The sequence below is a fragment of the Bradyrhizobium sp. WSM2254 genome (assembly GCF_000472645.1).
GTDB classification, from domain to species: domain Bacteria; phylum Pseudomonadota; class Alphaproteobacteria; order Rhizobiales; family Xanthobacteraceae; genus Bradyrhizobium; species Bradyrhizobium niftali.
The window spans coordinates 216645-241718 of sequence record NZ_AXAB01000014.1 but is presented as its reverse complement, the minus strand read 5'-3'; the positions used below and the strand labels follow the sequence as shown (position 1 = coordinate 241718).

At 66.0% G+C, this 25074-nt stretch carries 22 protein-coding genes and 1 pseudogene; 16 read left to right on the top strand and 7 right to left on the bottom strand.

The annotated features are described in order from the left end of the window. The first annotated feature begins 75 nt into the window (after positions 1-75). The 11 genes from A3M7_RS0111900 (at position 76) to A3M7_RS0111850 (ending at position 12198) form a co-directional block, all read left to right on the top strand. Positions 76-1947 (top strand): methylmalonyl-CoA mutase family protein, encoded by a 1872-nt coding sequence (locus A3M7_RS0111900; protein ID WP_027544153.1) that lies wholly within the window; start codon positions 76-78, stop codon positions 1945-1947. Beyond that, positions 1944-2408: a GFA family protein gene (locus A3M7_RS0111895; protein WP_027544152.1), complete on the top strand. Its 465-nt coding sequence runs from the start codon at positions 1944-1946 to the stop codon at positions 2406-2408. Before A3M7_RS0111900 ends, A3M7_RS0111895 begins: the two co-directional genes overlap by 4 nt. 23 nt (positions 2409-2431) lie before the next feature. Further along, positions 2432-4588 carry a methylmalonyl-CoA mutase gene (scpA, locus tag A3M7_RS0111890; RefSeq protein ID WP_027544151.1) on the top strand — a complete coding sequence of 719 codons (2157 nt, stop codon included), beginning with the start codon at positions 2432-2434 and terminating at the stop codon, positions 4586-4588. A 37-nt stretch (positions 4589-4625) separates the two neighbouring features. Then, a complete protein-coding gene (locus tag A3M7_RS0111885; RefSeq protein WP_027544150.1) occupies positions 4626-4922 on the top strand; it encodes a nucleotidyltransferase family protein in 297 nt (98 codons plus the stop codon). 32 nt (positions 4923-4954) lie between these two features. Beyond that, positions 4955-5728 (top strand): RsiV family protein, encoded by a 774-nt coding sequence (locus A3M7_RS0111880; protein ID WP_027544149.1) that lies wholly within the window; start codon positions 4955-4957, stop codon positions 5726-5728. Between the two features lie 131 nt (positions 5729-5859). After that, positions 5860-6852, top strand: coding sequence for a tripartite tricarboxylate transporter substrate binding protein (locus tag A3M7_RS0111875; protein ID WP_027544148.1), 993 nt, complete (start codon positions 5860-5862; stop codon positions 6850-6852). A 181-nt stretch (positions 6853-7033) separates the two neighbouring features. Then, positions 7034-7525 carry a tripartite tricarboxylate transporter TctB family protein gene (locus A3M7_RS0111870; RefSeq protein ID WP_027544147.1) on the top strand — a complete coding sequence of 164 codons (492 nt, stop codon included), beginning with the start codon at positions 7034-7036 and terminating at the stop codon, positions 7523-7525. 3 nt (positions 7526-7528) lie between these two features. Further along, entirely contained in the window at positions 7529-9040 is a 1512-nt protein-coding gene (locus A3M7_RS0111865) for a tripartite tricarboxylate transporter permease (protein ID WP_027544146.1), read from the top strand. Between the two features lie 51 nt (positions 9041-9091). After that, entirely contained in the window at positions 9092-10081 is a 990-nt protein-coding gene (meaB, locus tag A3M7_RS0111860) for a methylmalonyl Co-A mutase-associated GTPase MeaB (RefSeq protein ID WP_027544145.1), read from the top strand. After that, the gene (locus A3M7_RS0111855; protein WP_027544144.1) at positions 10078-10725 is read left to right on the top strand and encodes a pyroglutamyl-peptidase I; all 648 of its coding nucleotides are present in this window, start codon (positions 10078-10080) and stop codon (positions 10723-10725) included. Before meaB ends, A3M7_RS0111855 begins: the two co-directional genes overlap by 4 nt. Positions 10726-10827: 102 nt before the next feature. Then, positions 10828-12198 carry a TIGR03808 family TAT-translocated repetitive protein gene (locus A3M7_RS0111850; protein WP_027544143.1) on the top strand — a complete coding sequence of 457 codons (1371 nt, stop codon included), beginning with the start codon at positions 10828-10830 and terminating at the stop codon, positions 12196-12198. Between the two features lie 99 nt (positions 12199-12297). Here A3M7_RS0111850 and A3M7_RS0111845 read toward each other — a convergent pair whose 3' ends face one another. The 4 genes from A3M7_RS0111845 to A3M7_RS0111830 all read right to left on the bottom strand — a co-directional run bounded on the left by A3M7_RS0111845 (position 12298) and on the right by A3M7_RS0111830 (position 16560). Continuing rightward, on the bottom strand, positions 12298-13110 hold the full coding sequence (locus A3M7_RS0111845; RefSeq protein ID WP_049823334.1) for a TIGR03809 family protein: 813 nt from the start codon (positions 13108-13110) through the stop codon (positions 12298-12300). A gap of 484 nt (positions 13111-13594) precedes the next feature. After that, complete coding sequence (locus A3M7_RS0111840; protein ID WP_027544141.1) at positions 13595-15283, bottom strand: S8 family serine peptidase; 1689 nt, start codon at positions 15281-15283, stop codon at positions 13595-13597. A gap of 15 nt (positions 15284-15298) precedes the next feature. Next, positions 15299-15994, bottom strand: a complete 696-nt coding sequence (locus tag A3M7_RS0111835; RefSeq protein ID WP_027544140.1) for a hypothetical protein — start codon at positions 15992-15994, stop codon at positions 15299-15301. Further along, positions 15991-16560, bottom strand: a complete 570-nt coding sequence (locus tag A3M7_RS0111830; protein WP_027544139.1) for a sigma-70 family RNA polymerase sigma factor — start codon at positions 16558-16560, stop codon at positions 15991-15993. The genes A3M7_RS0111835 and A3M7_RS0111830 overlap by 4 nt, the downstream gene beginning before the upstream one ends. Before the next feature lie 439 nt (positions 16561-16999). Here A3M7_RS0111830 and A3M7_RS0111825 point away from each other — a divergent pair, with 439 nt between their 5' ends. Next, a complete protein-coding gene (locus A3M7_RS0111825; protein WP_027544138.1) occupies positions 17000-18157 on the top strand; it encodes a GGDEF domain-containing protein in 1158 nt (385 codons plus the stop codon). A 62-nt stretch (positions 18158-18219) separates the two neighbouring features. Continuing rightward, positions 18220-19323 (top strand): DUF2336 domain-containing protein, encoded by a 1104-nt coding sequence (locus A3M7_RS0111820; protein WP_027544137.1) that lies wholly within the window; start codon positions 18220-18222, stop codon positions 19321-19323. A gap of 197 nt (positions 19324-19520) precedes the next feature. On the opposite strand, the pseudogene A3M7_RS46400 reads toward A3M7_RS0111820, so the two are convergent. Next, positions 19521-19656, bottom strand: a pseudogene (locus tag A3M7_RS46400) (NrsF family protein); the annotation flags it as partial. 112 nt (positions 19657-19768) lie between these two features. On the opposite strand from A3M7_RS46400, the gene A3M7_RS0111815 reads away from it, so the two are divergent. Beyond that, the gene (locus tag A3M7_RS0111815) at positions 19769-21799 is read left to right on the top strand and encodes a hypothetical protein (protein WP_156936856.1); all 2031 of its coding nucleotides are present in this window, start codon (positions 19769-19771) and stop codon (positions 21797-21799) included. Between the two features lie 61 nt (positions 21800-21860). Here the strand turns inward: A3M7_RS0111815 and A3M7_RS0111810 are convergent, their stop codons facing one another. Continuing rightward, a complete protein-coding gene (locus A3M7_RS0111810) occupies positions 21861-22499 on the bottom strand; it encodes an NrsF family protein (RefSeq protein ID WP_027544135.1) in 639 nt (212 codons plus the stop codon). 2 nt (positions 22500-22501) lie between these two features. Further along, positions 22502-23047 (bottom strand): sigma-70 family RNA polymerase sigma factor, encoded by a 546-nt coding sequence (locus A3M7_RS0111805; RefSeq protein WP_027544134.1) that lies wholly within the window; start codon positions 23045-23047, stop codon positions 22502-22504. Positions 23048-23335: 288 nt separating this feature from the next. On the opposite strand from A3M7_RS0111805, the gene A3M7_RS0111795 reads away from it, so the two are divergent. Both A3M7_RS0111795 and A3M7_RS0111790 read left to right on the top strand, forming a co-directional pair. Beyond that, positions 23336-24040 (top strand): hypothetical protein, encoded by a 705-nt coding sequence (locus tag A3M7_RS0111795; protein ID WP_027544133.1) that lies wholly within the window; start codon positions 23336-23338, stop codon positions 24038-24040. A 184-nt stretch (positions 24041-24224) separates the two neighbouring features. Continuing rightward, positions 24225-25004, top strand: a complete 780-nt coding sequence (locus A3M7_RS0111790) for an enoyl-CoA hydratase (protein ID WP_027544132.1) — start codon at positions 24225-24227, stop codon at positions 25002-25004. The last annotated feature ends 70 nt before the right edge of the window (positions 25005-25074 follow it).

Here is a 25074-nt window from a genome sequence, read left to right as displayed (position 1 = left end):
ACAACCGTTTGCAGGGACGGTCCGCCGTGGCAATTTCGCCTGCGAATAACAAGACCTTCGGGAGCCCCTCGCCGCATGACCTCCGTGACTGACGACCTGCCGCTGGCGGCGGATTTTCCCAAGGCCACGGTCGAAGACTGGCGCAAGCTGGTCGACGGCGTGCTCAAGGGCGCGCCGTTCGAGAAGCTGGTCGGCAAGACCTATGACGGCCTCAAGATCGATCCGCTCTATCCGCGCGCCAGGGGCGTTGCGCCCGTGGTCGGACGGGCTGCGGCCGCGCCGTGGCAGATCGTGCAGCGGATCGACCATCCCGACGCGGCGGCCGCGAACGCGCAGGCCTTGCAGGATCTGGAGAATGGCGCGACGGGGCTCGCGCTGGTGTTCGCCGGCGGCAACGGTGCTCACGGCTTTGGCCTGGAACCTTCGGCGGATGCGGTCGCAATGGTCTTGAAGGACATTCATCTCGATGCCGGCATCGGCATCGAGCTTCAGATCGGTCCGCAATCGCGGATGGCCGCGATCCATGTCGCGGAATATGTGAAGAGCAACGGCATCGATCCCACCGCCTGCGACATCCGCTTCGGACTTGATCCACTCGCCGCCTGCGCGGTGTGGGGCCACAGCCCTTACACCTGGGAGGAGATCGTTCCTGCCGTCACCGGCGGCATCAAGGGCCTCGCCGCACTCGGCTTCAAGGGGCCATTCGCCTCAGCCGACGGACGCGTGATCCACGATGCCGGCGGCTCCGAGGTGCAGGAGCTCGCCTTCGTGCTCGCCTGCGGCCTCGCCTATCTTCGCGCGATCGAAGGCGCCGGCGTTGCACTGGAGCAGGCGCAGGGCATGGTCTATGCGCGGCTCGCCGCGGACACCGACCAGTTCCTGACCATGGCGAAATTCCGCGCGCTGCGGCTGCTGTGGGCGCGCGTCGAGACGGCGTGCGGGCTGACGCCGAAGCCGTTGTTCATCGCCGCCGACACCGCCTGGCGCATGCTGACGCAGCGCGATCCCTATGTGAACATGCTGCGCGCGACCATGGCGACGTTCGCGGCGGGGCTTGCCGGCGCCAACGCGATCACCGTGCTGCCGCACACGCTGGCGCTCGGGCTGCCCGATCCATTCGCGCGGCGCGTGGCGCGCAACACACAACTGCTGCTGCTGGAGGAGAGCAACCTCGCCAAGGTCAGCGATCCCGCCGCGGGCGCCGGCGGCATCGAGACGCTGACGGCGCAGCTGTGCGAGGCCGCCTGGGCGCTGTTCCAGGAAAGCGAGAAAGCCGGCGGCGCCTTTGCTGCGCTTCAGCAGGGGCTGTTCCAGAGCAAGGTGGCAGCTGCGCGCAAAGCGCGTGACGCCAACATCGCAAAACGCCGCGACGTGCTGACCGGCGCGAGCGAGTTTCCGAACCTGCATGAGAGCGAGACGGCGGTGCTGACGGCGACGCCGGTCGCGCTCGCACCCTATGGCGAACAGAAATACAAGTTCGACGCGCTGCCGCCGATCCGGCTGGCGGAACCGTTCGAGGCGCTGCGCGACAAATCCGATGCGGCGTTGAAGGCGCGCGGGGCGCGGCCAAAAGTGTTCCTGGCCAATCTCGGCACGCCCGCCGATTTCACGGCGCGCGCGACCTTCGCCAAGAGCTTCTTCGAGGCCGGCGGCATCCAGGCGGCCGACAGCGAGGGTCTTGTCGATCCGGCCAAGCTTGCGGCCGCATTCAAGGCCTCCGGCGCCGAGCTTGCCTGCCTTTGTTCCAGCGACAAGGTCTATGCGGAACACGCCGAAGCCGCCGCCCGGGCCCTGCAAACGGCCGGCGCGCGACATATGTATCTCGCAGGCCGCCCGACTGATGCCGAGGCGGCGCTGCGTGCAGCCGGCGTCACCGGCTTCGTCTTTGCCGGCGGCGATGCGCTTGCAACGCTGCAGGACGCCTATCGAGGGATGGAGCAGCCATGACGGAAGCAGGCAAACCCGTTCTCACCGGCGGCTGCCAATGCGGTGCGGTGCGCTTTGCGGTCTCGGCCGCGCCGGCGAAGATCAGCATCTGTCATTGCCGGATGTGCCAGAAGGCGAGCGGTGCGCCGTTCGCCTCCTATGCCGATATCGAGAAGGTTGATTTTGCCTGGACCAAGGGCACGCCCTCTGCGTTCCGCTCCTCGTCCATCGCGATGCGCGATTTCTGCGCCGCCTGCGGCACGCCGCTGAGCTTCCGCCGCATCGACGGCCCGCGCATCGAGATCATGACCGGGACGTTCGATCGTCCGGATCACGTGGTGCCGACCCGGCAATATGGAACAGAGTCGCGCCTCGGCTGGGTGGTCGGGATCGCCAATCTGCCGAGCCAGACCACGCAGCAGAATTACGGACCGGAGAAGATGGCGACCATCGTCAGCCATCAGCATCCGGACCATGATTGAGCGTCTATGATATGGTCGAAACCATGAGCCGCATTCCGAACTTCGCAGACGTCGCCTTCGAGCGCATCGCCGCCGCCGTGCCGGCCGGCAGCGCCGAGCCGTGGCTGACGCCCGAAGGCATTCTGGTGAAGCCCGCCTATGGCGAGGCCGATCTCGCCGGGCTCGATTTCCTCGAGACCTATCCGGGCATCGCGCCGTACCTGCGCGGCCCCTATCCGACCATGTATGTCAACCAGCCCTGGACCGTCAGGCAATATGCCGGCTTCTCCACGGCCGAGGATTCCAACGCGTTCTACCGCCGCAACCTGGCGGCCGGACAGAAGGGCCTCTCGGTCGCCTTCGACCTCGCCACCCATCGCGGCTATGACAGCGATCATCCGCGCGTCGGCGGCGACGTCGGCATGGCCGGCGTTGCCATCGATTCCATCTACGACATGCGCACGCTGTTTGCGGGCATCCCGCTCGACCAGATGAGCGTGTCCATGACCATGAACGGCGCGGTGCTGCCGATCCTCGCGCTGTTCGTCGCCGCCGCGGGCGAACAGGGCGTGCCGCCGGAAAAACTCTCGGGGACGATTCAGAACGACATTCTGAAAGAGTTCATGGTGCGCAACACCTACATCTATCCGCCTGCGCCCTCGATGCGGATCATCTCCGACATCTTCGCCTATACTTCGCAGAAGATGCCGAAATACAATTCGATCTCGATCTCCGGCTATCACATGCAGGAGGCCGGCGCGACGCAGGACCTCGAGCTCGCCTATACGCTGGCCGACGGCGTCGAATATTTGCGCGCCGGGCTTGCCGCAGGCCTCGACGTCGACCGCTTCGCGCCGCGGCTGTCGTTCTTCTGGGCGATCGGCATGAACTTCTTCATGGAAGTCGCCAAGATGCGCGCCGCGCGCCTGCTCTGGGCGAAGCTGCTCAAGCCCTTCAATCCGAAGGACCCGCGCTCGCTGTCGCTGCGCACGCATTGCCAGACCTCGGGCTGGTCGCTGACCGCGCAGGACGTCTTCAACAACGTGATGCGCACGACGGTGGAGGCGATGGCGGCGACGCAAGGCCACACCCAGTCGCTGCACACCAACGCGCTCGACGAGGCGCTGGCGCTGCCGACCGACTTCTCGGCGCGCATCGCGCGAAACACCCAGCTCTTCCTCCAGCAGGAGAGCGGCACCACCCGCATCATCGATCCCTGGGGCGGCTCGTACTATGTCGAGCGGCTGACGCGCGACCTCGCGGCGAAGGCGTGGAGCCACATCCAGGAGGTCGAGGAGCTCGGCGGCATGGCCAAGGCCATCGAGGCCGGCGTGCCCAAGCTGCGCATCGAGGAAGCCTCCGCCAAGACGCAGGCCCGCATCGACGCCGGCAAGCAGGCGGTGATCGGGGTCAACAAGTACAAGCCGACGGACGAAGCTCCGATCGATATCCTCAAGGTCGACAACACCAACGTCCGCCGGCTCCAGATCGACAAGCTTACGCGGCTGAAATCCGAGCGCAACCAGAAGGACGTCGATGCCGCGCTCGCCGCGCTGACGCGTTCGGCCGGCGAAGGCAACGGCAACCTGCTCGCGCTCGCGATCGACGCGGCGCGGGCGAAGGCGACCGTCGGCGAAATTTCGGACGCGATGGAGAAGGTGTTCGGCCGGCACCGCGCCGAGATCAAGTCCATCACCGGCGTCTACAAGCGGGAGGCGTCCAGCATGGGTAACCGGGTCGAGAAGGTTCAGGCGCTGATCGACGCCTTCGAGGAGGCGGAAGGCCGCCGTCCGCGCATTCTGGTCGCCAAGATCGGCCAGGACGGCCACGACCGTGGCCAGAAGGTGATCGCCTCGGCGTTCGCCGATATCGGCTTCGACGTCGACATCGGGCCGTTGTTTGCCACCGCCGACGAGGCCGCGCGGCAGGCCGTCGAGAACGACGTCCACATCCTCGGCGTTTCTTCGCTTGCCGCGGCCCATCTCACCGCCGTGCCTGAGCTCAAGGCCGCGCTGAAGAAGCAGGGCCGCGACGACATCATGATCATCGTCGGCGGCGTGGTGCCGCCGCAGGATTACGATGCGCTCTACGCGGCCGGTGCGGAGGCGATCTTCCCGCCCGGCACGGTGATCGCCGATGCCGCGGAGGAGCTGATCCGCAAGCTGAACGCCCGGCTCGGGCATAGCGAGGCGGCGGAGTAGATGCTACGCTGGCCGTGTCACCGGCCGGGTTGTCTCCATGACACGTGATGAGATCATCGCTGCGATACGCAAGAACGCTGATGCCATCAAAGCCAAGGGCGTCTCGAAGCTCGCCATCGTCGGCTCGCGGGCCGGCGCCGATTATCGCCCGGACAGCGACATCGATGTCCTGGTCGAGGTCGAACCGGAGGCCTCTTTCTCGCTGCTCAACCTGATCGACGTCGAGCAGATCATCGAGGACGCGACCGGCTTGCAGGCGCAGGCGACTGTCCGGCGCTCCGCCTCCCCCCACTCTGCGCAGCAGATCGCAGACGACATCCTCGAAATATTCTGACGCTCACGTAAGGAGCACTCCCCTTGAAGTTCATGATCGGTTTGAGCGTCGCCGTGGCGCTTAGCGCAACGTGCGTGATCTCCGCCCTCGCCGCGGATCCAAAGCCCGACGCCGTCGTCAAGACCAAGAGCATCGAGGCGCGCGTCTTCCTCGACGACAGGATCAAGGCGGATGCGGCGCTCGCGGCGGATTGCCTGGCCGAAGGCAGGAAGTGGCTCGACAAGAACGCGGCCGAGGCCGCCGCCGCGCGCAAGGAAGATCCGCAGTTCTTCAAGGATGGCGGCTGGGACTTCGCGCGCAAATACGAGATCCGCTCGGTCGTTGCCGACCGTTATGTCAGCGTCCTGCGCAACGACTACATGGACACCCACGGCGCCCATCCCAACTCGGACGTGAACACGATCCTCTGGGACAAGACCGAGCGCAAGCGCATCTCGATCCGCCCGTTCTTCACCGAGACCGCCGATGGCGGCCCGACCATGAAGGCGATGGTGAAAGCCGTGATCGCCTCGCTCAAGGCCGAGAAGAAGAAGCGCGACACCAGCGAGACCGCAACCGACGAGTGGTTCAAGAGCGTGGAGCCGAACCTGCTCAAGATCGGCGCCGTGACGCTCGCCCCATCGACCGAAGCAGGCCGGAGTTCCGGTCTCACCTTCCATTATCCGCCCTATGCGGTCGGTCCTTACGCAGAGGGCGAGTATGTCGCATTCGTGCCGTGGGAGGCACTGAAGCCTTACCTCACCGCGGAAGGCACGCGCATCTTCGGCGGCGCGCGGCCGAAGGGCGATGCGGAAGAGCCGCAATGATCATCGTTTGAGCCGCGGCACATTGCTCACAGCGCTTTGGTAGCGCTACCTTGCAGCGGCGCTGCAAAGCCGACTAGAATGCCGTCATTGACAAGAGCGTCCGGTGTTACGGGCGCCGCTGGGAGGCATTCATGTCCAAGATTACGCGCCGCGCTTTTGCGGCTTCATCCGCCGCGGTTGCGGCATCCGCCGCATTCGGCCTCGCGCCCGCCCGCGCCCAAGCCTATCCGGCGCGCCCGGTCACCGTGATCGTGCCCTGGGGCGCCGGTGGCGGCACCGATGCGACTGCGCGCATTGTCGCAGCGCTTCTGGAAAAGGACCTCGGCCAGCCCTTCAACGTGGTGAACCGCACCGGCGGCTCCGGCGTGGTCGGCCATACCGCGATCGCGACTGCGCAGCCCGACGGCTACACCATCGGCATGCTCACGGTCGAGATCTCGATGATGCACTGGCAGGGCCTGACCGAGCTGACGCCGAAGAGCTACACCCCGCTGGCGCTGATGAACGAGGACCCGCCCGGCATCCAGGTCTCTTCCTCCTCGCCCTACAAGACGGTCAAGGACCTCGCCGAAGCGATCAAGGCCGCGCCGCCCGGCAAGTTCAAGGCCTCGGGCACCGGCCAGGGCGGCATCTGGCATCTGGCGCTGGTCGGCTGGATGCAGGCGATGGGCCTGCCCGCCAACCAGGTCGCCTGGGTGCCGTCGAACGGCGCCGCGCCGGCGATGCAGGATCTCGCCGCCGGTGGCCTCGACCTCACCACCTGTTCGGTGCCGGAAGCGCGCGCCATCATCGAGGCCGGCAAGGCCAGGAGCCTCGCCATCATGGCGCCGGCGCGCAACCCGATCTTCCCGGACGTGCCAACACTGAAGGAGGCGATGGGCATCGAATACGCGACCGGCGCCTGGCGCGGCATCGGCGCGCCGAAGAACCTGCCCCCGGAGCTCGCAGCGAAGCTCACCGCGGCGCTGAAGAAGGTCTACGACTCCGCCGAGTTCAAGGACTTCATGAGCAATCGCGGCTTCGGCACGGTGTGGGGCGATGCCGGCCAGTTCGCAGGCTTCATGGACAAGGGCGACGCCCAGATGGGCGAAGCGATGAAGGCCGCGGGCCTGAGCAAGGCGTGACGTTTCACCTCTCCCCGCTTGCGGGGAGAGGTCGGATCGCATCGCAGATGCGATCCGGGTGAGGGGGAGTCTCCGCGAATGCAGCTTTCACCGTCCCCACGGAGAGCCCCCCTCACCCCACCCTCTCCCCGCACGCGGGGAGAGGGAACGCACCTCCCGGAATTCTGACAGGACCACTCCCATGCGTCTTCCCGACTCCGTCACGGGATCGTTTCTCGTCGTGCTCGGCGCGGCCGCCGCCTATGGTGGCTACATCCTGCCGCCGGTGCCGGGGCAGCCGGTCGGCCCCAACGTGTTTCCGCTCGTGATCGGCACGGGGCTTGCGCTGTGCGGGCTCGCGATCGTGTTCGGCATCGGGCATTCCTTCGAGGAGGAGGAAGAGCTGATCCCGCTGGAGGACGGCCAGGCAGCAAGCCCGCCGCCGCAGGGCAAGCTCTACGGCCTGCGTGCACTGCTGCCACCGGCGCTTCTGCTGTTCTACGTCGTCGCCGCCGACCGGCTCGGCTTCATCATCACCGCGGCGATCATGGTCTACGTCACCTCGACCGCGCTCGGGGCGAAGTGGAAGCTGGCGCTGCCGCTCGCCGCGCTCTCGCCCTTCGCCATCCACCTCATCTTCGGCAAGCTGCTGCGCGTGCCGCTTCCTGCCGGCCTGTTGCCGACGCCCTGGTGATCCATGCTGAAAACCCTGCTTGAAGCGTTCGCGCTGATCTCCACCTGGGAGGTAATCATCGCGATGTTCGCAGCCTCCGTGTACGGCCTCGTCATCGGCTCGCTGCCGGGCCTATCGGCGACGATGGCGACCGCCCTGCTCGTCCCCGTCACCTTCTACCTGTCGCCGATCGCCGCGATCGCGACCATCGTCGCGGCGTCCTCGATGGCGATCTTCTCCGGCGACATCCCCGGCGCACTGCTGCGCATTCCCGGCACGCCCGCTTCCGCAGCCTATGCGGACGAGGCCTATGCCATGACGCGCAAGGGCCAGGCCGAGCTGGCGCTCGGGGCCGGCGTCTGGTTCTCCGCGGTCGGCGGCATCGCCGGCGTGCTGTCGCTGATGATCCTGGCGCCGCCGCTCGCCGAGGTCGCGCTGTCGTTCTCGACCTTCGAATATTTCTGGCTGGCGCTGCTCGGCCTGATGTGCGCCACCCTGGTCGCACGCTCCTCGCCGGTGAAGGCGATCGCCGGCATGTTCCTCGGCCTGCTCGTCTCCTGCATCGGCATCGAGAATCCCGGCGGCGTGCCGCGCTTCACCTTCGGCATCACCGACCTGTTCGGCGGCATCGAGCCGATCCCGGCGCTGGTCGGCGTGTTCGCGGTGGCGCAGGTGATGCGCGCGATGCTGACGCCCGAGCCGCCGCCGCTGCCGCGTCGAAAATTCGGAAGCATCATGGCCGGCCAGTGGAAGCTGACCAAGAAATATCATTGGCAGATGACGCGCGGAAACATCGTCGGCATCATCATCGGCGTGCTGCCCGGCGCCGGCGCCGACATGGCCGCCTGGGTCAGCTACGCGATGTCCAAGCGCTTCTCCAAGGAGCCGGAGAAATTCGGCACCGGCCATGTCGAGGGCCTCGTCGAGGCCGGCGCCAGCAACAATGCCAGCATCGCCTCGGGCTGGGTGCCCTCGCTGCTGTTCGGCATCCCCGGCGACACCATCGCCGCGATCGCGATCGGCGTGCTCTACATGAAGGGGCTCAATCCCGGCCCGACGCTGTTCACCGAGAAGGCGTCGAGCATGTACGCGATCTACCTGATGTTCATCATCGCGAACATCCTGATGATCCCGCTCGGCATCGCCATGATCCGGATCGCCGCCTACATCCTTTTGGCACCGCGCTCCGCCATCATGCCGATCATCATGCTTTGCTGCGCGGTCGGCTCGTTCGCGATCGGCAACAACATGTTCGGCGTCGTCACCGTCGCCGCCTTTGGCGTGATCGGCTATGTCATGGAAGCCAACGGCTATCCCGTCGCCGCGATGGTGCTCGGCATCGTCATGGGCACCATGGTCGAGCAAGCCTTCGTCACCTCGCTGATCAAGTCCGACGGCAGCATCCTGCCGTTCTTCGAACGTCCCGTCGCCGCCATCCTCGCGGCCATGGCGATCGGCGCATTGCTGTGGCCGGTGATGGTGTGGGTCTGGCGCAAGGTGAAACCGGTGCAGGCGGTGGCAGCAACACCCCGGTGATAGCGGGCGGGCGGCCCTCGCCTGCCCCGCCGGGGCGTTGTAAAGCAGGGCATGGTTGAGAAGAAGGCTTCACTGGACATCAAATCCCTCGCCCGCGACCTCCGCGCCGGCAGTCGCGCGGCCCTCGCCCGGGCCATCACGCTGGTGGAGAGCCGGCGCGGCGACCACCAGGCGCTGGCGCGGGAGCTCGTGCAGATGCTCCTGCCCGACACCGGCAAGGCGTTTCGCGTCGGCATCACCGGCTCGCCCGGGGTCGGCAAGTCCACCACCATCGATGCGCTCGGCACCTATCTGATCGAACAGGGCCACAAGGTCGCGGTGCTCGCGGTCGATCCGTCCTCGGCGCGCAGCGGCGGCTCGATCCTCGGCGACAAGACGCGGATGGCGCGGCTGTCGGCCTCGGACGACGCCTTCATCCGCCCCTCGCCATCCTCGGGCACGCTCGGCGGGGTTGCCGCCAAGACGCGCGAGGCGATGCTGCTGTGCGAGGCGGCCGGCTTCGGCGTCGTGCTGGTCGAGACCGTCGGCATCGGCCAGTCCGAGACCGCGGTCTGCGACATGACCGACTTCTTTCTCGCCCTGATGCTGCCGGGCGGCGGCGACGAGTTGCAGGGCATCAAGAAGGGCCTGGTCGAGCTCGCCGACATGATCGCGATCAACAAGGCCGACGGCGACAACCTCAAGCGCGCCAACATCACCGCCGCCGACTATCGCAGCGCGCTGCATATCCTCAGCCCCCGCTCCGAACATTGGCACCCGCCGGTCGAGACCTATTCGGCGCTGACCGGCGACGGCATCGCAAAGATCTGGCAAAAGGTCCTCGATCACCGCAAGGCGATGAACGCGTCCGGCGATTTCGCCGCGCGCCGGCGCGAGCAGCAGGTGAAGTGGATGTGGTCGATGCTGGAGCAGCGCATGCTGGCGCGGCTGCGCACCGAGGCATCGGTGCGGACCAAGGTTCGGAAGATCGAGGCCGAAGTCGCCGACGGCCACCTCACGCCGGCGCTCGCCGCCGAGCAGATTCTGGGGTTGCTGCAATGAGCCAAAAGCTCCGCATTCTCCTGACCGGCTTCGGTCCCTTCCCCGGCGCGCCCTATAATCCGACCCAGCCGCTGGTGGCGCGGCTGGCCCGGCTGCGCCGCCCGGCACTCGACGATGTCGAACTTGCGACCCACATTTTCCCCGTGACCTATGCCGCGGTCGACCGGCAATTGCCTGACGTGCTCGCTGCGCAAAAGCCCGACGCGCTGCTGATGTTCGGCCTTGCGTCGCGGACCTCGTATCTGCGCATAGAGACACGCGCGCGCAACGCGGTCACCATGCTCTGGCCCGATGCCGCCAACACGCGCTCGAGCAAGCGCGGCATCGCCGGCCATGCGGATGCGATGCTGTTCGGCCCACACACCGCACGGCTGCTGCGCGCGGCGCGCCTCACCGGCATCGATGCACGCGCCTCCCGCGATGCCGGCGCCTATCTCTGCAACTATCTGAGCTGGCGCGCGATCGAGAACGTGAAGGCCGGTGGACCGCAGCTCGCGGCGTTCATCCATATTCCGCTGCTTGCCCGCAGCGGCGCCGTGCGCCGCAAGGGTGCGCCGCGGATCACGCTGGAGGAACTGGTGGATGCCGGGGAAGCGATGCTGATGGAGATGGTGCGATTGGCCCGGAAGGCACGCACTTCGTAGGGGTAAACATTTAACCCTACCGCGAACAATCCTCACGACCCGGGCCGCGCTGCGCTACCTAACCGCTGCGGACACGCCCCGCGTCCGCCGGAGGACGCATCCATGGACCTCAACCGCCGTCATCTCATTGGAGCCTCGACCGCCGGCATCGCCGGCGCGCTGGCCATGCCGGCCGACGCTGCGCGCGCGGCGCCGCTGACATCGCTGCTCGGCCGCGATGCCACACAATATGGTGTGCGGCCCGGCAGCAGCGAGGACCAGACCCGCGCACTCCAGCGCGCCATCGACGAGGCCGCGCGGGCGCAGATGCCGCTGGCGCTGCCGCCCGGCGTCTATCGCAGCGGATTGCTGCGGCTGCCGAACGGTGCACAACTGATCGGCGTACGCGGCGCGACGAAATTTGTCTTCACCGGCGGCGCCTCGGCGATCCAGAGCGACGGCTCCGATGCGATCGGCCTTTCCGGCATCACCTTCGACGGCGCCGGCATCCCGCTGCCGACGCGGCGCGGACTGATCCACGTTCTCGGCGGCCGCGACGTCCGCTTCACCGATTGCGAGGTCACCGGCTCCGGCGGCAGCGGCGTCTGGCTCGAGCAGGTCTCCGGCGATATCTCTGGCAACATCTTCACCAACATCGCGGTGACGGCCGTCGTCTCGTTCGACGCCAGAGGCCTCAGCGTCGCCCGCAACACCATCATCGGCACCAACGACAACGGCATCGAGATCCTGCGTAGCGCGATCGGCGATGACGGCACGCTGGTTGCGGATAACCGCATCGAGGACATCAAGGCCGGTCCCGGCGGCTCCGGCCAGTACGGCAACGCCATCAACGCCTTCCGCGCCGGCAATGTGATCGTGCGCGGCAACCGCATCAAGAATTGCGACTACTCCGCGGTACGCGGCAATTCCGCCTCCAACATCCACATATCCGGCAACAGCGTCAGCGACGTGCGCGAGGTCGCGCTCTATTCCGAGTTCGCGTTCGAGGCGGCCGTGATCGCCAACAATACGGTGGACGGCGCCGCCGTCGGCGTCTCCGTCTGCAATTTCAACGAGGGCGGCCGCATTGCGGTGGTCCAGGGCAACATCATCCGCAACCTGATCCCGAAGCGGCCGATCGGCACCGCGCCCGACGACGATGCCGGCGTCGGCATCTACATCGAGGCGGATACCTCGGTGACCGGCAACGTGATCGAGAATGCGCCGTCCTACGGCATCGTCGCCGGCTGGGGCAAATACCTGCGCGACGTCGCGATCACCGGCAACGTGATCCGCAAGGCGCTGGCCGGAATCGGCGTCTCCGTGGTGCCGGGCGCCGGCACCGCGCTCGTCAACAACAACATGATCTCGGAGACGCCGCGCGGCGCCGTGGTCGGCCTCGATCACGCGCGCGCGGTGACGGCGGATCTGTCGGCGGACGGCGCACAGCGCTTTGCGCAGGTGGTGATCGGGGGGAATGCGGTGCGGCGGTAGGCGCGCGGTTGGCAAATGGGGCCGTTCATCCTGCACCGCATGCCTCGCGCCTCAGGATGACGGGTTTGAAAAGGCGCGGCCGCCTTCTCACCCTTCCCCTTAGAACGCGTTCCGCAGCAGCGGGTATTTCGCTTCGATGCCGTCGAGGCTGAGGGTGAATTCGACGACGCGCTCGGGGGCGGCGACGATTTCGTCCGCCGGGGGCGAGAATTGCTGCAGCAGCGTTGCCACCGCGGCAGGCGCCTTCACTGCAGGCGCGGCAACCGATGCTATTGCAGCGGGCTCGGCGAACGGCGACCTCACAGGAGGCGCGGTGCGCGGCGCCAACGCAGCAGGCGCTGCGGACGGCGGCCTCACGACAGGTACCGTCAGCAGCGCCCTCGCCGCGGGAGCCTTGAGCGGGGGGACGGCGGCGGGTGCAGTGAACGATGCCATCGCAGCGGGCGCCGCGAGCGGTGCGCTGGGAGCGAGCGGCGCGAGCGGAGCTTCGGTCACCTCGGCGAGAACATTCGGCGTCGGGGCGAGCTTGACCGGCACGGCGGTCTCGGGGGCGATGTGGACGGCCTTTGGCTGCAACATCTTGGGCTGCACGGTCTGCGCCTGCTGCTCACGCGGAAACACGCGGGGCATCGTCGCCGGCGACCAGCCGAATGCGGAGGTGACGCTTGCGGCCGCCGCGGCGACGTCCCCGCCGGTGGCGATGGCGCGCCAGGTCTGGACGGCGCGCTTGGCTTCCTGGATGTTTTCGAGAAATGCGATCTCGGAATGATAGCGGCGCCAGCGTCCGGTCTCGAACATTTCGGAGAGATGCTCGAGCCGCTGTTCGGCGAGAGCGCACCAGCGTGCCGCGATCTCACGGCTACCGGCCGCGCCGCGAACAAACTCGCGAACAGACTCTTGGCGATGTGTCATGATCCAGCCCGTCAGGAGAAAAATACGGACGCGGGGACGCAACGCACACGAATCAATTTAGACGCGACATGAATATTTTGTGGAAAAGTTTTGACTTGTCCAGCAACGACACTTCGTTCGTCGCGAAATACCGTAGTCGCGCGGAGATTTGCTGTGTTTTCGAGTCAAGCTTCGCACAAGCATAGCGGGCGTGCGGGATGCCGGCCGACCGATGGCGATGAACGCAAACGCGACCATTCAACCGGAAGCTGATCTCAAACACGGCTTCAAGGAATCGGAGGCCCGAAAAGAAAAGACCCGTCCGGGGGGACAACCGGACGGGTCGAGCCATATGGGCGCTTGGGGTGGATGGGCGCTCGCGCCTGATATGACTGATGGGGAGGGATGACCGCTCCCACTTAATTTGGTCGTGGCAGCCGGCCGAACGTTCAATGCGGCGTTCGATTATTTAACCTTCGGCCCGCGCGCAAGGTTGCCGCAGCGCCTATCGCCGCACCGGCCTATCCGCCTGAGAAATCGTGGATTTATCATCCGTGCTCGACAGCGAGGGCTGCTCGATCGCCCGAATGCCGGGCTCGTCGCGACGTGGCTGCCCATCTTCACGTTTTGTTGTACCTGACGCAGCCGCCACCGGCGTCGAGCTATTGGCGGGAACGGCCATGACCGCGGCAAACGCATCGGCCTCGCCGTCGCCGAACAGATCATCACGCCCGGGTGAGCCGAGATCGCGCGCGGTCTTCGCAAGCGTCATGCGCAGCACTTCCGGCTTGAGCGCGTAGTTGCGCTCGAGCAGCAGCGCCGCGACGCCGGAGACATAGGCCGCCGAGAACGAGGTTCCCGACGTCATCTGGTATTTGCCCTCGGGCGCCGGCAGGAAGATGTCGACGCCGGGCGCCGCCAGCGCGATGTAGTTGCCGCGGTTGGAGGCGGTGAACAGCTTGTCCTGCTGGTCGGTCGCGCTGACCGCAATCACGTTGGGATTGGCGGCGGGATAGAGCGGCGGCGATTTCGCACCCGCATTGCCGGCGGCCGCGATCAGCACGAGGCCGCGCGCGGCGGTCGCCGCGATGGCCCGCTCGATCACGGCATCCTTCGGACCGGCAAAGCTCATATTGACGATCTGCGCGCCATGCTCGGCGGCGTAGTTCAGCGAGCGCAGGATGATATAGGACGAACTCTCGGCACCGCCCGTGGTGCCGCCGAAGGCGCGGATCGCGATGATGCGCGCCTCGGGCGCGCTGCCCATCAGCCGGGCATGCGCCACGATCGCCCCGGCGATGCCGGTGCCGTGAATATGCGGGCCCTCGGCGCTGCCGAGCGCGTCGAAATTGTCGGCGATGGAATTGGCGAGCTCGGGATGCTTGGCGTCGATGCCGGAGTCGATCACCGCAACCGTCACGTTGGCGCCGTGCGCCAGCGTGTGCGCCTGCGGAAGGCGGAGCTTTGCCACCACGTATTGCGCGGGATCGCCCTCGGTCGGCACGGAGGATTTCTGGTCCTGGAGCACATAGCGGAAGTTGGGCTGGACCGAGCGCACGCTGCCGTCGGCGGCGAACTCGCGCCGCACCGTCTCGGCGGGACGGCCGTCGGTGATGCGGAACAGGCCGAAGGTCGCCCCGATCAGCGGGAAGTTCTCGGACGCGATGCGCGCGAGGCCGTGGCGACGCGCGAGCTGGTCGGCTTCGGCCACCGACAGCGCGCCGTCGATCTCGGCGACGAATTCGCCTGCGAAGATGCGCTGGTTCAGCGCAACGGGCGTGTTGTTGCCGCGCCCCTTGCCCGCGCTCTTCTTGCCGGACTTGCCGGCGCCGTCACCGCCTGCATTTGGCTGCGCCAGGCATTCGCCGTCGGCGTCGCGGTAGGGTGCCGTGCAGGACGGATAGAGGTTCGGCGAGTAGCGCGCATAAGGCAGCACCGGCGCCGCCGGCCCCATCCGGGGCGAAGGAATACGCGCCGTCGTCATCGTGCGCGGGCCGCGATCGATGCTCACCGCCCGCGCAGCGACGCTGGGAGAGATGGTCGGCGTGCGCGAGGGGACGCTGATCGTGGGCGTGCGCATGATCGCCTGCGCCTGCGCGACCTCGACGCCGAGACAGGCGGCGAGCAGCAGCGCGGCTCCTACGGACGAAGCATAGGCCCCGGCTCGCAACTTACTCTCGGACTTGCGCGTCATCGGTTCAGTGGCGCCTTACGGCGCCGCGACGGCGAGGTTGACGACCTTCTCGCGCTGCATCCTGCCGAGCAGCGAGGCGAGCTCGTCCTGGCTCATTGCCTTGTCGAACTGGAGGCGGAACATGCCGCCCTTGGCATCCCCGATGATCGAGGCCTGGTAGCTGTCGAGCAGCGCCGTGATCTCGGCGACCCGCGCCTCGGGCGTGAAGCGCACCAGCGCGCGTGCCGGTGCAACCGCAGTCCCAAGCTCGCGCGTGATCGGCGCGCTGGTCGAAAGCGAGGCGGTCTGGAAGGTCGTGGGCTGGGTCTTCATCAGCACCGCGCCGATGATGCCGGCCTGAAGCACGAGCGCGACGGCACCGAGGCTCCCCGACCAGGCCAGCGTCCGCGGCGACAGGCTCGCGAAGAAGGTCGAGATGCGCGCCGACAGCGGCAGCGATCCGGTTGCACGCGCCGGCTCGACGTCGATCGCGGCGAACAGCTTCTGCATCGCGCGTGCCGACGGAGCACCCAGGCTCTCGTTCAGATGGATGGTCTCTTCGTACTCGCCGCGGATCGCGGCATATTGCTTGGCGAGCTCGGGATCACGCGCCAGCGCTTCCTCGACGCGGCGTGCGTCGCGCGCGTTCAGCGTGCCGGCCGCGTGCCACGGCAGAAGCAGTTCAATCTCACTGGGCTCTTGCTCCAGCATCTTCTTGCTCAAAGCCATCATGGCCAGCCTCGCTCAACGCCGGCTGCCTTCAGCAGTTCGGCCAGTTTCTTGCGCGCATAGAACAAGCGCGTCTTCACAGTGTTCTCCGGTATCCCGACGATTTCGGCCACCTCTTCCACGGACTTCTCGTGGTAGTAGACAAGATCGACGATTTCCCGGTGTTCCGGCGAGAGGCCCGTCAGACACTCCCGCAACGCTTGACTGGTATCCTTCTTCTGCACCACCGTTTCCGGATCGTCGGAGGTATCCTCGATCGCGTTCGCGGCGTCTTCGTCCAACTCAAAATCCTTCCTGCGCCGGAGCGCCGAGAGGGCCTTGAATCGGGTAATGGCCAGCAGCCAAGTGGAAACTGCGGATCGACCCTCGAACTTGCCGGCTTGACGCCAGACGTCGAGAAACACCTCGCTGATGAGGTCTTCCGCCGCCTGCTCGTCCCGTACAAGCCTTAGGCCGAACCTGTAGACCCTGACATGGTGCCGCCCGTACAGCACCTGCATGGCAAGCCGGTCACCCTGAGCGATCCTGGCGATGAGGATCTCGTCCGAAGCCGCCTGTGTCACGCTCAAAGGCCGTCTCGCAAGGTTGGTCGGGTCGATGCAGCGGACGGTTCGACGGCAGGCGCAAAATTGTTCAACCTACCGCAGTCATACGGGAGCTTGTGTAATCTACCCCACATACGCGGATTTTTCCTGCCCCGCCCGCGCGGATTGGCCGTTTCGATCCAGATAGGTAACATAATACTGCAACACTTCCCTGCGGAATGCCTGCCCAGGCACGAATGGGCCGACCAAGTTCGGTTCCATAGCAGTCCTGCACGACGTATGTCTCACGAAGCCCTGCTTTGGCTCGACCGCATCGCAAACGATGCCTAATCGCCGGCAAATTTCCCCTGCGACCGACACCACCCTGTTTTGCGCTGCACGGTTCGGATTCGTTTTCAAAGGATACCAAACCTAAAGGCTTGCCACGTAGATTTTTGGGCTGACATCCACCATTGGCGGAACCATGAACACGGCCGCGACGTCCCTTCCCGAGAGGAATGCCGCTGAGGTCGCGGAGCTCGTTCTCGCGCCCGAGGCGGCGGCGCCCGAAGTCCGGGCGCGCCGGGCCCGGCAGCGCCGCCAGATGTATATCGGCCAGGTGGCGAGCTACTCGCTCGGAGCCTCCGTCCTGATGATCTACGCCTATGACGGCGCGATCTCGGTCGACATTGCCTCGCTGTTCTGGTTCGGCGGCCTCCTGATCATCGGCACGTTCACCGTGCTGTCGGAAGCCGGCGTCGGTGACAGATTCACCGACCACTATCTCACCGTGTTCCAGATCTCGGCGCATATGGCGCTGCAATTCGTGTTCCTGCTGTCGGTCCCGACCATCGGCATCGCCTTCATCTGCGTGCTGTTCCTGATCTTCGCCTTCGGCACGCTGCGCATGACCTCGGCGCAGGCGATGATCACCTGGACGCTCGCGGCCATCGGCCTTGCCGCCGTCTTCCTCGCCTCCGACCTGCCGATCGGCATGCCCGTTGCAACGCGGCTCCAGCGGACCGCCTCGATGCTGTGCTTCGTGCTGGTGATCGGCCAGTGCGCCTTCCTCGGCCTGTTCGGCGCCACGCTGCGCAAGATCCTGTACCAGCGCAGCATCGAGCTGAAGGCTGCCTATCAGCGCATCGAGGAGCTGGCCGAGCTCGACGAGCTGACCGGTTCCTACAACCGCCGCTGCATCATGCGGCTGCTCGACACCGAGATGGAGAAGTCGCGGCGGGCATCGACACCTTGCGCAATCGCGCTGATCGATCTCGACTGGTTCAAGCGCATCAACGATGCCCACGGTCATCCCGTCGGCGACGAGGTGCTGCGCACCTTCTCGATTACCATCTTCGCCAACATCCGCCCGGCCGATTGCTTCGGCCGCTACGGCGGCGAGGAATTCCTGCTGCTGCTGCCGGATACCGATGGCGAGGCGGCCGCGCGCATGCTCGAGCGCTTGCGCAGCATCGTCGCCGATCTCGACTGGAGCGCATTCTCCCTGGGCATGCGCGTGACGATTTCCGCGGGCGTCGTGACGCTGCGCGACATTGATACTGCCGACACGATTCTCGCGCGCGCCGACAGCGCGCTCTATTCCGCCAAGGCGCAAGGGCGCAACCGTATTGCAACGAGCTGACCAATCCATTTTCTCCGGCGCGTGAGAAGCCGCCGCCGGACCGAACGCTCCAGGACAGGGCAATGATATCCAGATCCGCCAGACCATCCGAGAACCTGCTCGAGGAATTGCAGGCTGCGCTCTCGCACGGCACCGTTGCGCGCCGGGTCGAGACGTTACGCCGCGTCACCGATCTCTTCGTGGGCAATGCTGTGGATTACTCCGACGACCACATCCGCGTGTTCGACGACGTGTTCCAGTGCCTGATCGAACAGATCGAGACCTCGGCCAGGACGCTGCTCGCCGACCGCCTCGCACCGATCGCGGCGGCACCGCCGAAGATCATCCGCACGCTCGCGCTCGACGAGGTCATCGAGGTCGCCGGCCCGGTGCTGTCGAAATCGGAACGGCTGGACGAGGCGACCCTGATCGAGATCGCGCGCACGCGGAGCCAGGCGCATCTGAAGGCGATCTCGCTGCGCCGGGTGCTGTCGGAGGCGCTGACCGACGTGCTGGTGACGCGCGGCAACGAGGAGGTGGTGCAATCGACCGTCAGCAATCCCGGCGCGCAGCTTTCCGAGGTCAGTCTCACCGACCTCGTCACGCGAGCCGAGCGCGACGACGACCTCGCCACCTGCATCGGCCTGCGGCCCGACCTGCCGCGCCATCACTACCTCAGGCTGGTCGCGAAGGCGTCGCTGAGCGTGCGCAGGAAGCTCGAGGCCGCGCATCCGGAGCTCGCGGACGAGGTGTCGAGCGTGGTCCAGGAAGCGGCCCAGCGGGTCCGCGCCGCGGCCATGACCAGGCAGACCGAGATGGCGCGCGCGCTGGTGAAGTCGCTCTACGAGGACGGCCGCCTCAACGAGGTCCAGGTCGCCGCCTTCGCAGACCAGGGCAAGTTCGACGAGACCAATGCGGGGCTTGCGGCGCTCGCGGGCGTCGCGGTCGAGACCGCCGAGAACATGATGATCGAGAGCCGCACCGAGGGCGTGATGATCCTCGCCAAGGTCGCGGGCATGTCGTGGGCGAGCGTGCGCGCAATCATCGCCATGCGCGAAAAGCTCTCGGGCGACTCGCAGACCGACATGCTGACGCTGCGCGATACCTACGAGGCCCTGCGCTCATCGACCGCGCAGCAGGTGCTGCGTTTCCACCGCATGCAGCACAGCACGACGCCGGCGGCCTGAGGAGACGTGCGGCCCCGGATAGAAGTCGTCCAACCGAAGTTAGTTTCCAGCCGCGAACGGGATTAGCCCTTCACAATGGCATGAACTTATGTGCGTCGTTCATGAATGCAGGCGCGATCGGGCTGATCGAAAATCGGAAGTCGCGGCCACGTGACGCGACGTCAATTTGCGCGGAACGCCTTTAGCCGCGCAGGGCTTCAGTAGCGCGAGACTTTCGAGCCCACGAGCGCACCGATCGCGGCTACCAGCGCGGTCGCGATCGTGTACCAGGTCGCGACGAACAGCGGCGAGTCGTCGGTGCGAGGCGTAGAGCGTCGCAGCGAGCCCGGCGGACCGGATCAAGCTCCTGAGCCTTCTCCCCACGGGCCATCCACGGGGCGCCGCTTATGGCGCCGGCGATTTTTTTGTTTTAGCCTTCCGGAGGATTCGTCCCTGGGGGGTGGTATTGTTGCGTCTTGTCAAGCCGATAACACGGTCAGAACTTGAGCTTTGGCGTTTTCAGAGCTTGGCACTGTGGGGGGCTTGCGTTGGCGCCGTTGCAGCTGGCCTGTCGGCCTATTTGATCCTGAATGCCGCCAGGCCGGACCTTGCCGTCAACCTGGCACAGGACTTTCCAGTCGTTCAATCAGACGTCCCGAACAGTGAGGCCATCAAGCGCGCCGAGAAAATCTTCTATGTCCTGTTCTACGGGTTCGGCGCTGCCGCAGCGTTTGCTGCCCTCAAGCTCCGAAAGTTTTTCGAAGGCCGGTCGCTCGTTCTGTTCTACGTCTCGTTGGTGATCATCGTCACAGAGCTGCATCCGTTCCTGCGGGCCACATTCGAGCCCAGACTTCAAAGGGTCGCGCTCACCGTCCTTGTCGTCGCCGGCTTCATCCCGTTCGTGAAACGCTTCCCGATCCGCATTCACATCGATGGCGATGCGGAATCCAGGCCGATCGGGCTATTCGAATTTCGATGGGTCGATGCGGTGCTGATCGCTGCACTGCTGGCCCTGATCCTGCCCGGGGACGTGCAGGGCTTGGCCACGCGGGCGTTGGTCGGCAATCATCCGGTATCCTACCTGACGGGGCCCGCGCTCTATCACTTTGCAAAGGACATGGTGCCCGGCCGCGACTTCCTGTCGTTCTACGGATACGGACCGCCTTACGTGTTGAGCAGGTTCCTCACCACGGACGTCAACGCCCTGTATGGCCACTACATCCGGATCATTGCTGCAAGTCTCGTGGTGTTCCACCTGTCGGCCTATTGGGTGTTGCGGGACTTCTTCCAGAACCGGGCGATGCCTTTCGTCTTGACGGTCGTGTTTCTCGCCCTGTGCCAGTACGCCAACGGTGACGCTTTCGGCGGGCCGTCCGCGCTCGCGATCCGGTACATGTTCGTGTTCATCGCCGTGGGCATTCTGGCGCGTCTCATGGTGAAACCGTCCGACTGGTTGCTGGTGGCGCTGTCCGCCGTCTGCGCTGCCTCGATCTTTTGGAACACCGAGACCGGGATCTATACCTGGGCTGTGGCTTGTGCCGCATTATGCGTGCGGTTGCTGGAACGGCGCCGTTTTTGGGAGGTCGCAGCTTTCACCGGCATGTCGATCGTGTTCCTGCTGGCATTGTTCGTTGCCGCATTCGGCCCGGCCGTCCTTTCAAAGGACTTCCTGTACGTCTTCCTTGCCCCGCTCGGTCTGCACAGCTTCTCGAACTGGGTAGCGGTGATCCTGATCTGGAATCCCGGTTTCGGGACGGTCTACCAGATCGTCATGCCCGCGATCGCCATCGCCACGGCGGTGAGCGTCGCCGGTGCGTGGACCGGCTCACGCACGATCGAGCGCGCTTATCTGCTGGTTCTGTCTCTCGTCGCGCTGGTGTTCATGACCAAGTGGGTGAACCGATCGCTCGACGCGGTATGGCAGCAGAACGCGTTTGCCTATCTTACCGTTGGCGCTTGGTGGGGCCGATCGGCATTTCGTGCCGCTGTCGGCCGAACCAAGTCGCAGTTGGTCCCGGCCGTGTCGCTGGCGGCGGTCGCCGTCGTCTCGGTCGCCGTGCTTCTGAGTGCGCAGGATCGGCGACAGGCCGAGACGATGACGATCGGCCTGCGGTCGTATTTGAAGTATCCAAGCATCGCCAGCTTCCGATGGAAACAAAGCGCGGACCCGGTCAAGGTCGCGCTCGACGCCAGCGACGTCGACCTGGTCAACAAGGTCGTGCCACCCGGTGGCCGCATGCTGCTGTTGTCGGACCAGGATTGGGCTGTTCTCCCGACGCTTGGCCGGGCTCCCAAGAGCGAATTCTTGCCTTTCCGGGACGCGTTCAGCCGGGACCAGGTGATCAGGAGTTTTGCCGGGGCCGACTATTTCTTTTTGGAACGCGGCGCGACCTACCAATATGATTGGACGAAAGAGATGGTGGACGAGATCTTGCAGGAGCAGTTCGAACGCTCCGAAGAATCGACCCGGTTCATCCTCTATCGCAGGAAGTCATGACGCCGAAACTTGCGCGGGTTGTTTGAGCGCCGACGACGGAGCGCGCGGCCTGGCTGCGCGGTCAGTATCTCAGGACTTTCGAGCCGGCCAACGCGCCGACTGCCGCGACGAGCGCGGTCGCGAGCGTGTACCAGGTCGCGACGAACAGCGGCGAGTCATCGGTGCAGTGCGAGGCATAGAGCGTCGCAGCGAGCCCGGCGGACACCAGGCCTGCGAGTGCACCGGCGAGCGCGGGGTGCGATGGCGCACCGTGGCGCAGGCCGAACAGCGCCCCCGCCAGCAGCGGCAGCGACATCGCGGGGATCGCCAGCAGGCAAACCCTGGAGTTCTTGCCCATCAGCCGCATCGTCATCGGCATGGCCGGCGCCATCATCGCCTCGCCGCCGATCGCGACCGCAAGAAGGCCGACGGGAAGCAGCAGCAGCCAGCCCCAGCCGCGCAGCAAGGCCTCGGGCCGCGACAGATGCAGGCTGACGATGATCGCGGGAATCGCGAGCGACAGCGTCACCGCGAACTTCATGTCGAAGAACGGGTTGTGCATGGCGCTCATCACGTCGCTCCGCACGCCGAGGAACGTCGCGAAGATCAGGATCGACAGGGGCGCGGCGACCAGCAGCGCCATGGTGAGCACGGTGCCGACGCGCGGGGCGCGATGGGCGTTGTCGGCCGCGAGCGAGCGAATGAGTTGATCGGTATCCATGACTAGTCGTCCCGCAGTTTGGCCGTGAGCGCCGCAAGTCCGCGATGCAAAGCGACCCGCACGGCGCCCTCGCTCATCGAAAACTTTGCCGCCGTGTCCTTGATCGACGCGCTGTCGACCGCGATCGACTGCAACACGTCGCGCTGGCGCTGCGGCAGCGTATTGAGCTGCGCTGTGACCTCGCCCGCCGAAGCCGTCTCCTGCGGCGTTTCACCCGGCAGGGTCTCGGCGAAATCATCGATGTTGACGAAGACCCGCCGGCCCCGCCGTCTTAGCGCATCGATCAGCTTGTTGCGGGCGATCGCGAACAGCCAGGGTGCGAAGGGGGCTTCGCTGTCCCAGGTGTGCCGCTTCTGATGCACCGCCAACAGAATCTCCTGCACGATATCCTCGGCCTGGTCGGGAGGCTGGCCGGCCCGCGCCAGCCCGCGCCTCGCAGCAGCGCGCAGCACCGGCGTGACCGCCTTCAACAGGCGATGATACGCCGCATCATCGCCTGCGATGGCCGACCGCATCAGGCCGGTCCATTCGTCCTCACGTCCGCGCACGCGCGCCCTCACCATGCAATTCGGCCGCTCTTTCAATTTGTTACGCCGGCACCCGCATGATCACGAAGTCGTGATCGATGCCATGCCACCGTCCAATGCGGCCGCGGAAATCTGCGACGGCTCATAACACCGATCGATCCCGTCCGCATCCGGCGGCCAGCCCCGAAGGGGCGGCTTGCCCCGTTTTTGCCCGGTCTAGCCCGAAGATTCCCATTTTTTGCCCCGCTGTCGTCACGCCACGGCGTCTCTGTTCGGTCCGGGCATGGGTGGATTGGGGAGATCGTCAACATGATGAAAGCCAGCGGGCGCGCTGCCCTGATTCTTATGGCCGGGCTTTTCCTGCTGTTCGGAGGCGCTGCACAGGCGGCACCGAGTTCGGCTGCGAGCAGCAAATCGGACAGCGCGGGCAAACAGGCTGATGCAGTCCAGCCGAGCAAGCACAAGCGCCACGATGCTCGCCGCACCAGCAGCAAGACGGCGCAGAAGTCCACCGACGACAAGGCCGGCAAGACGGACGCCGCCGCCAAGACCGACGAGGCCAAGGCTGACAACAAGGCCGACAACAAGGCTGACAGCAAGGCCGGTGGCGACGTGCCGGCCTCGGGCCAGATGCCGCCGGAAGTCGCCAACGCCAATGCGCAGCTCGCCGCCGCCGATACGCCGCCCGCAGCTGCGGCCTCCGCGATGACAGGCCGCGCCAACGACAACGTCCAGGCAGCGGCCGATAATACCGCCGCCCCGAATGCCGAGAGCCAGGTGGTGGCGCCCGACCAGCTCAACGACCTCGACCGCGCCCTGCAACAGGACAGCCCGCCGACGCAGAAGCAGAACGCGGTGATCGCCGCAACCGACGCGCAGCCGCGACCCGCGCCGGTGATGGCGAGCAGCCACCAGAGCACGGCCTGGGACCAGAGCTCCCTGATCGGCAAGATCTTCATCGGCGTCGGCACGCTGCTGACGCTGGCCTCCGCCGCGCGGATGTTCATGGCCTGATTCCCTGGCCTGATTTCTTGGGCCCGATTTTCTTGGCCTGATCTTTTGGCCCGACGGACCTCGTCCGGGACGCGCAGTTTGCTGCGCATTCCGGGCGGCCTTGTTCCAGCAGCTTTTCAGGCCCCCTTGAAGCCCACCGCGGCAGCGGGCACATTGCCCGCCCAATCAAAAGCGTGGGTGGAGCATGAGCACGTTCGAACACATCATCGTCGAAAGCAAAGGCGCAGTCGGCATCATCAAGCTGAACCGGCCGAAGATGCTCAATGCGCTCTCCTTCGGCGTCTTCCGCGAGATTGCGGCCGCGGTCGACGATCTCGAGGGCGATGATGCCATCGGCTGCATCGTCGTGACCGGCAGCGAGAAAGCCTTTGCCGCTGGCGCCGACATCAAGGAGATGCAGCCGAAGGGCTTCATCGACATGTTCTCCGAGGATTTCGCCGCGATCGGCGGCGACCGCATCGCGCGCTGCCGCAAGCCGACCATCGCCGCGGTCGCAGGCTACGCGCTCGGCGGCGGCTGCGAGCTCGCCATGATGTGCGATTTCATCATCGCCGCCGACACCGCCAAGTTCGGCCAGCCCGAAATCACGCTCGGCACCATTCCCGGCATCGGCGGCACCCAGCGCCTGACCCGCGCCATCGGCAAGTCCAAGGCGATGGACCTCTGCCTCACCGGTCGCATGATGGATGCGGCGGAGGCCGAACGCAGCGGCCTCGTCAGCCGCATCGTGCCCGCCGACAAGCTCATGGACGAAGTCATGGCCGCCGCCGAGAAGATCGCCTCGATGTCGCGCCCTGCCGTCGCCATGGCCAAGGAAGCGGTGAACCGCGCCTTCGAGACCACGCTTGCCGAGGGCATGAGCGTCGAGCGCAACCTGTTCCACTCGACCTTCGCACTGGAAGACCGCTCCGAGGGCATGGCGGCGTTCATCGAGAAGCGCAAGCCGGTGAACAAAAACCGGTAACGCCGGCAAACGGTAAGGCCGGTGTAAGACTCCGCCGCTTCCCCGCACAACCCCTGTGACGCACCTGCAA

Excerpts from the sequence above, each read along its gene's own strand:
- A3M7_RS0111865 (WP_027544146.1), top strand. The coding sequence starts at position 7,529 with ATGCTGAAAACCCTGCTTGAAGCGTTCGCGCTGATCTCCACCTGGGAG.
- A3M7_RS0111880 (WP_027544149.1), top strand. The coding sequence starts at position 4,955 with ATGATCGGTTTGAGCGTCGCCGTGGCGCTTAGCGCAACGTGCGTGATC.
- A3M7_RS0111790 (WP_027544132.1), top strand. The coding sequence starts at position 24,225 with ATGAGCACGTTCGAACACATCATCGTCGAAAGCAAAGGCGCAGTCGGC.
- meaB (WP_027544145.1), top strand. The coding sequence starts at position 9,092 with ATGGTTGAGAAGAAGGCTTCACTGGACATCAAATCCCTCGCCCGCGAC.
- A3M7_RS0111835 (WP_027544140.1), bottom strand. The coding sequence starts at position 15,994 with ATGATGGCTTTGAGCAAGAAGATGCTGGAGCAAGAGCCCAGTGAGATT.
- A3M7_RS0111875 (WP_027544148.1), top strand. The coding sequence starts at position 5,860 with ATGTCCAAGATTACGCGCCGCGCTTTTGCGGCTTCATCCGCCGCGGTT.
- A3M7_RS0111900 (WP_027544153.1), top strand. The coding sequence starts at position 76 with ATGACCTCCGTGACTGACGACCTGCCGCTGGCGGCGGATTTTCCCAAG.
- A3M7_RS0111820 (WP_027544137.1), top strand. The coding sequence starts at position 18,220 with ATGATATCCAGATCCGCCAGACCATCCGAGAACCTGCTCGAGGAATTG.
- A3M7_RS0111850 (WP_027544143.1), top strand. The coding sequence starts at position 10,828 with ATGGACCTCAACCGCCGTCATCTCATTGGAGCCTCGACCGCCGGCATC.
- A3M7_RS0111840 (WP_027544141.1), bottom strand. The coding sequence starts at position 15,283 with ATGACGCGCAAGTCCGAGAGTAAGTTGCGAGCCGGGGCCTATGCTTCG.
- A3M7_RS0111885 (WP_027544150.1), top strand. The coding sequence starts at position 4,626 with ATGACACGTGATGAGATCATCGCTGCGATACGCAAGAACGCTGATGCC.
- A3M7_RS0111810 (WP_027544135.1), bottom strand. The coding sequence starts at position 22,499 with ATGGATACCGATCAACTCATTCGCTCGCTCGCGGCCGACAACGCCCAT.
- A3M7_RS0111825 (WP_027544138.1), top strand. The coding sequence starts at position 17,000 with ATGAACACGGCCGCGACGTCCCTTCCCGAGAGGAATGCCGCTGAGGTC.
- A3M7_RS0111895 (WP_027544152.1), top strand. The coding sequence starts at position 1,944 with ATGACGGAAGCAGGCAAACCCGTTCTCACCGGCGGCTGCCAATGCGGT.
- A3M7_RS0111855 (WP_027544144.1), top strand. The coding sequence starts at position 10,078 with ATGAGCCAAAAGCTCCGCATTCTCCTGACCGGCTTCGGTCCCTTCCCC.
- scpA (WP_027544151.1), top strand. The coding sequence starts at position 2,432 with ATGAGCCGCATTCCGAACTTCGCAGACGTCGCCTTCGAGCGCATCGCC.
- A3M7_RS0111845 (WP_049823334.1), bottom strand. The coding sequence starts at position 13,110 with ATGACACATCGCCAAGAGTCTGTTCGCGAGTTTGTTCGCGGCGCGGCC.
- A3M7_RS0111795 (WP_027544133.1), top strand. The coding sequence starts at position 23,336 with ATGATGAAAGCCAGCGGGCGCGCTGCCCTGATTCTTATGGCCGGGCTT.
- A3M7_RS0111870 (WP_027544147.1), top strand. The coding sequence starts at position 7,034 with ATGCGTCTTCCCGACTCCGTCACGGGATCGTTTCTCGTCGTGCTCGGC.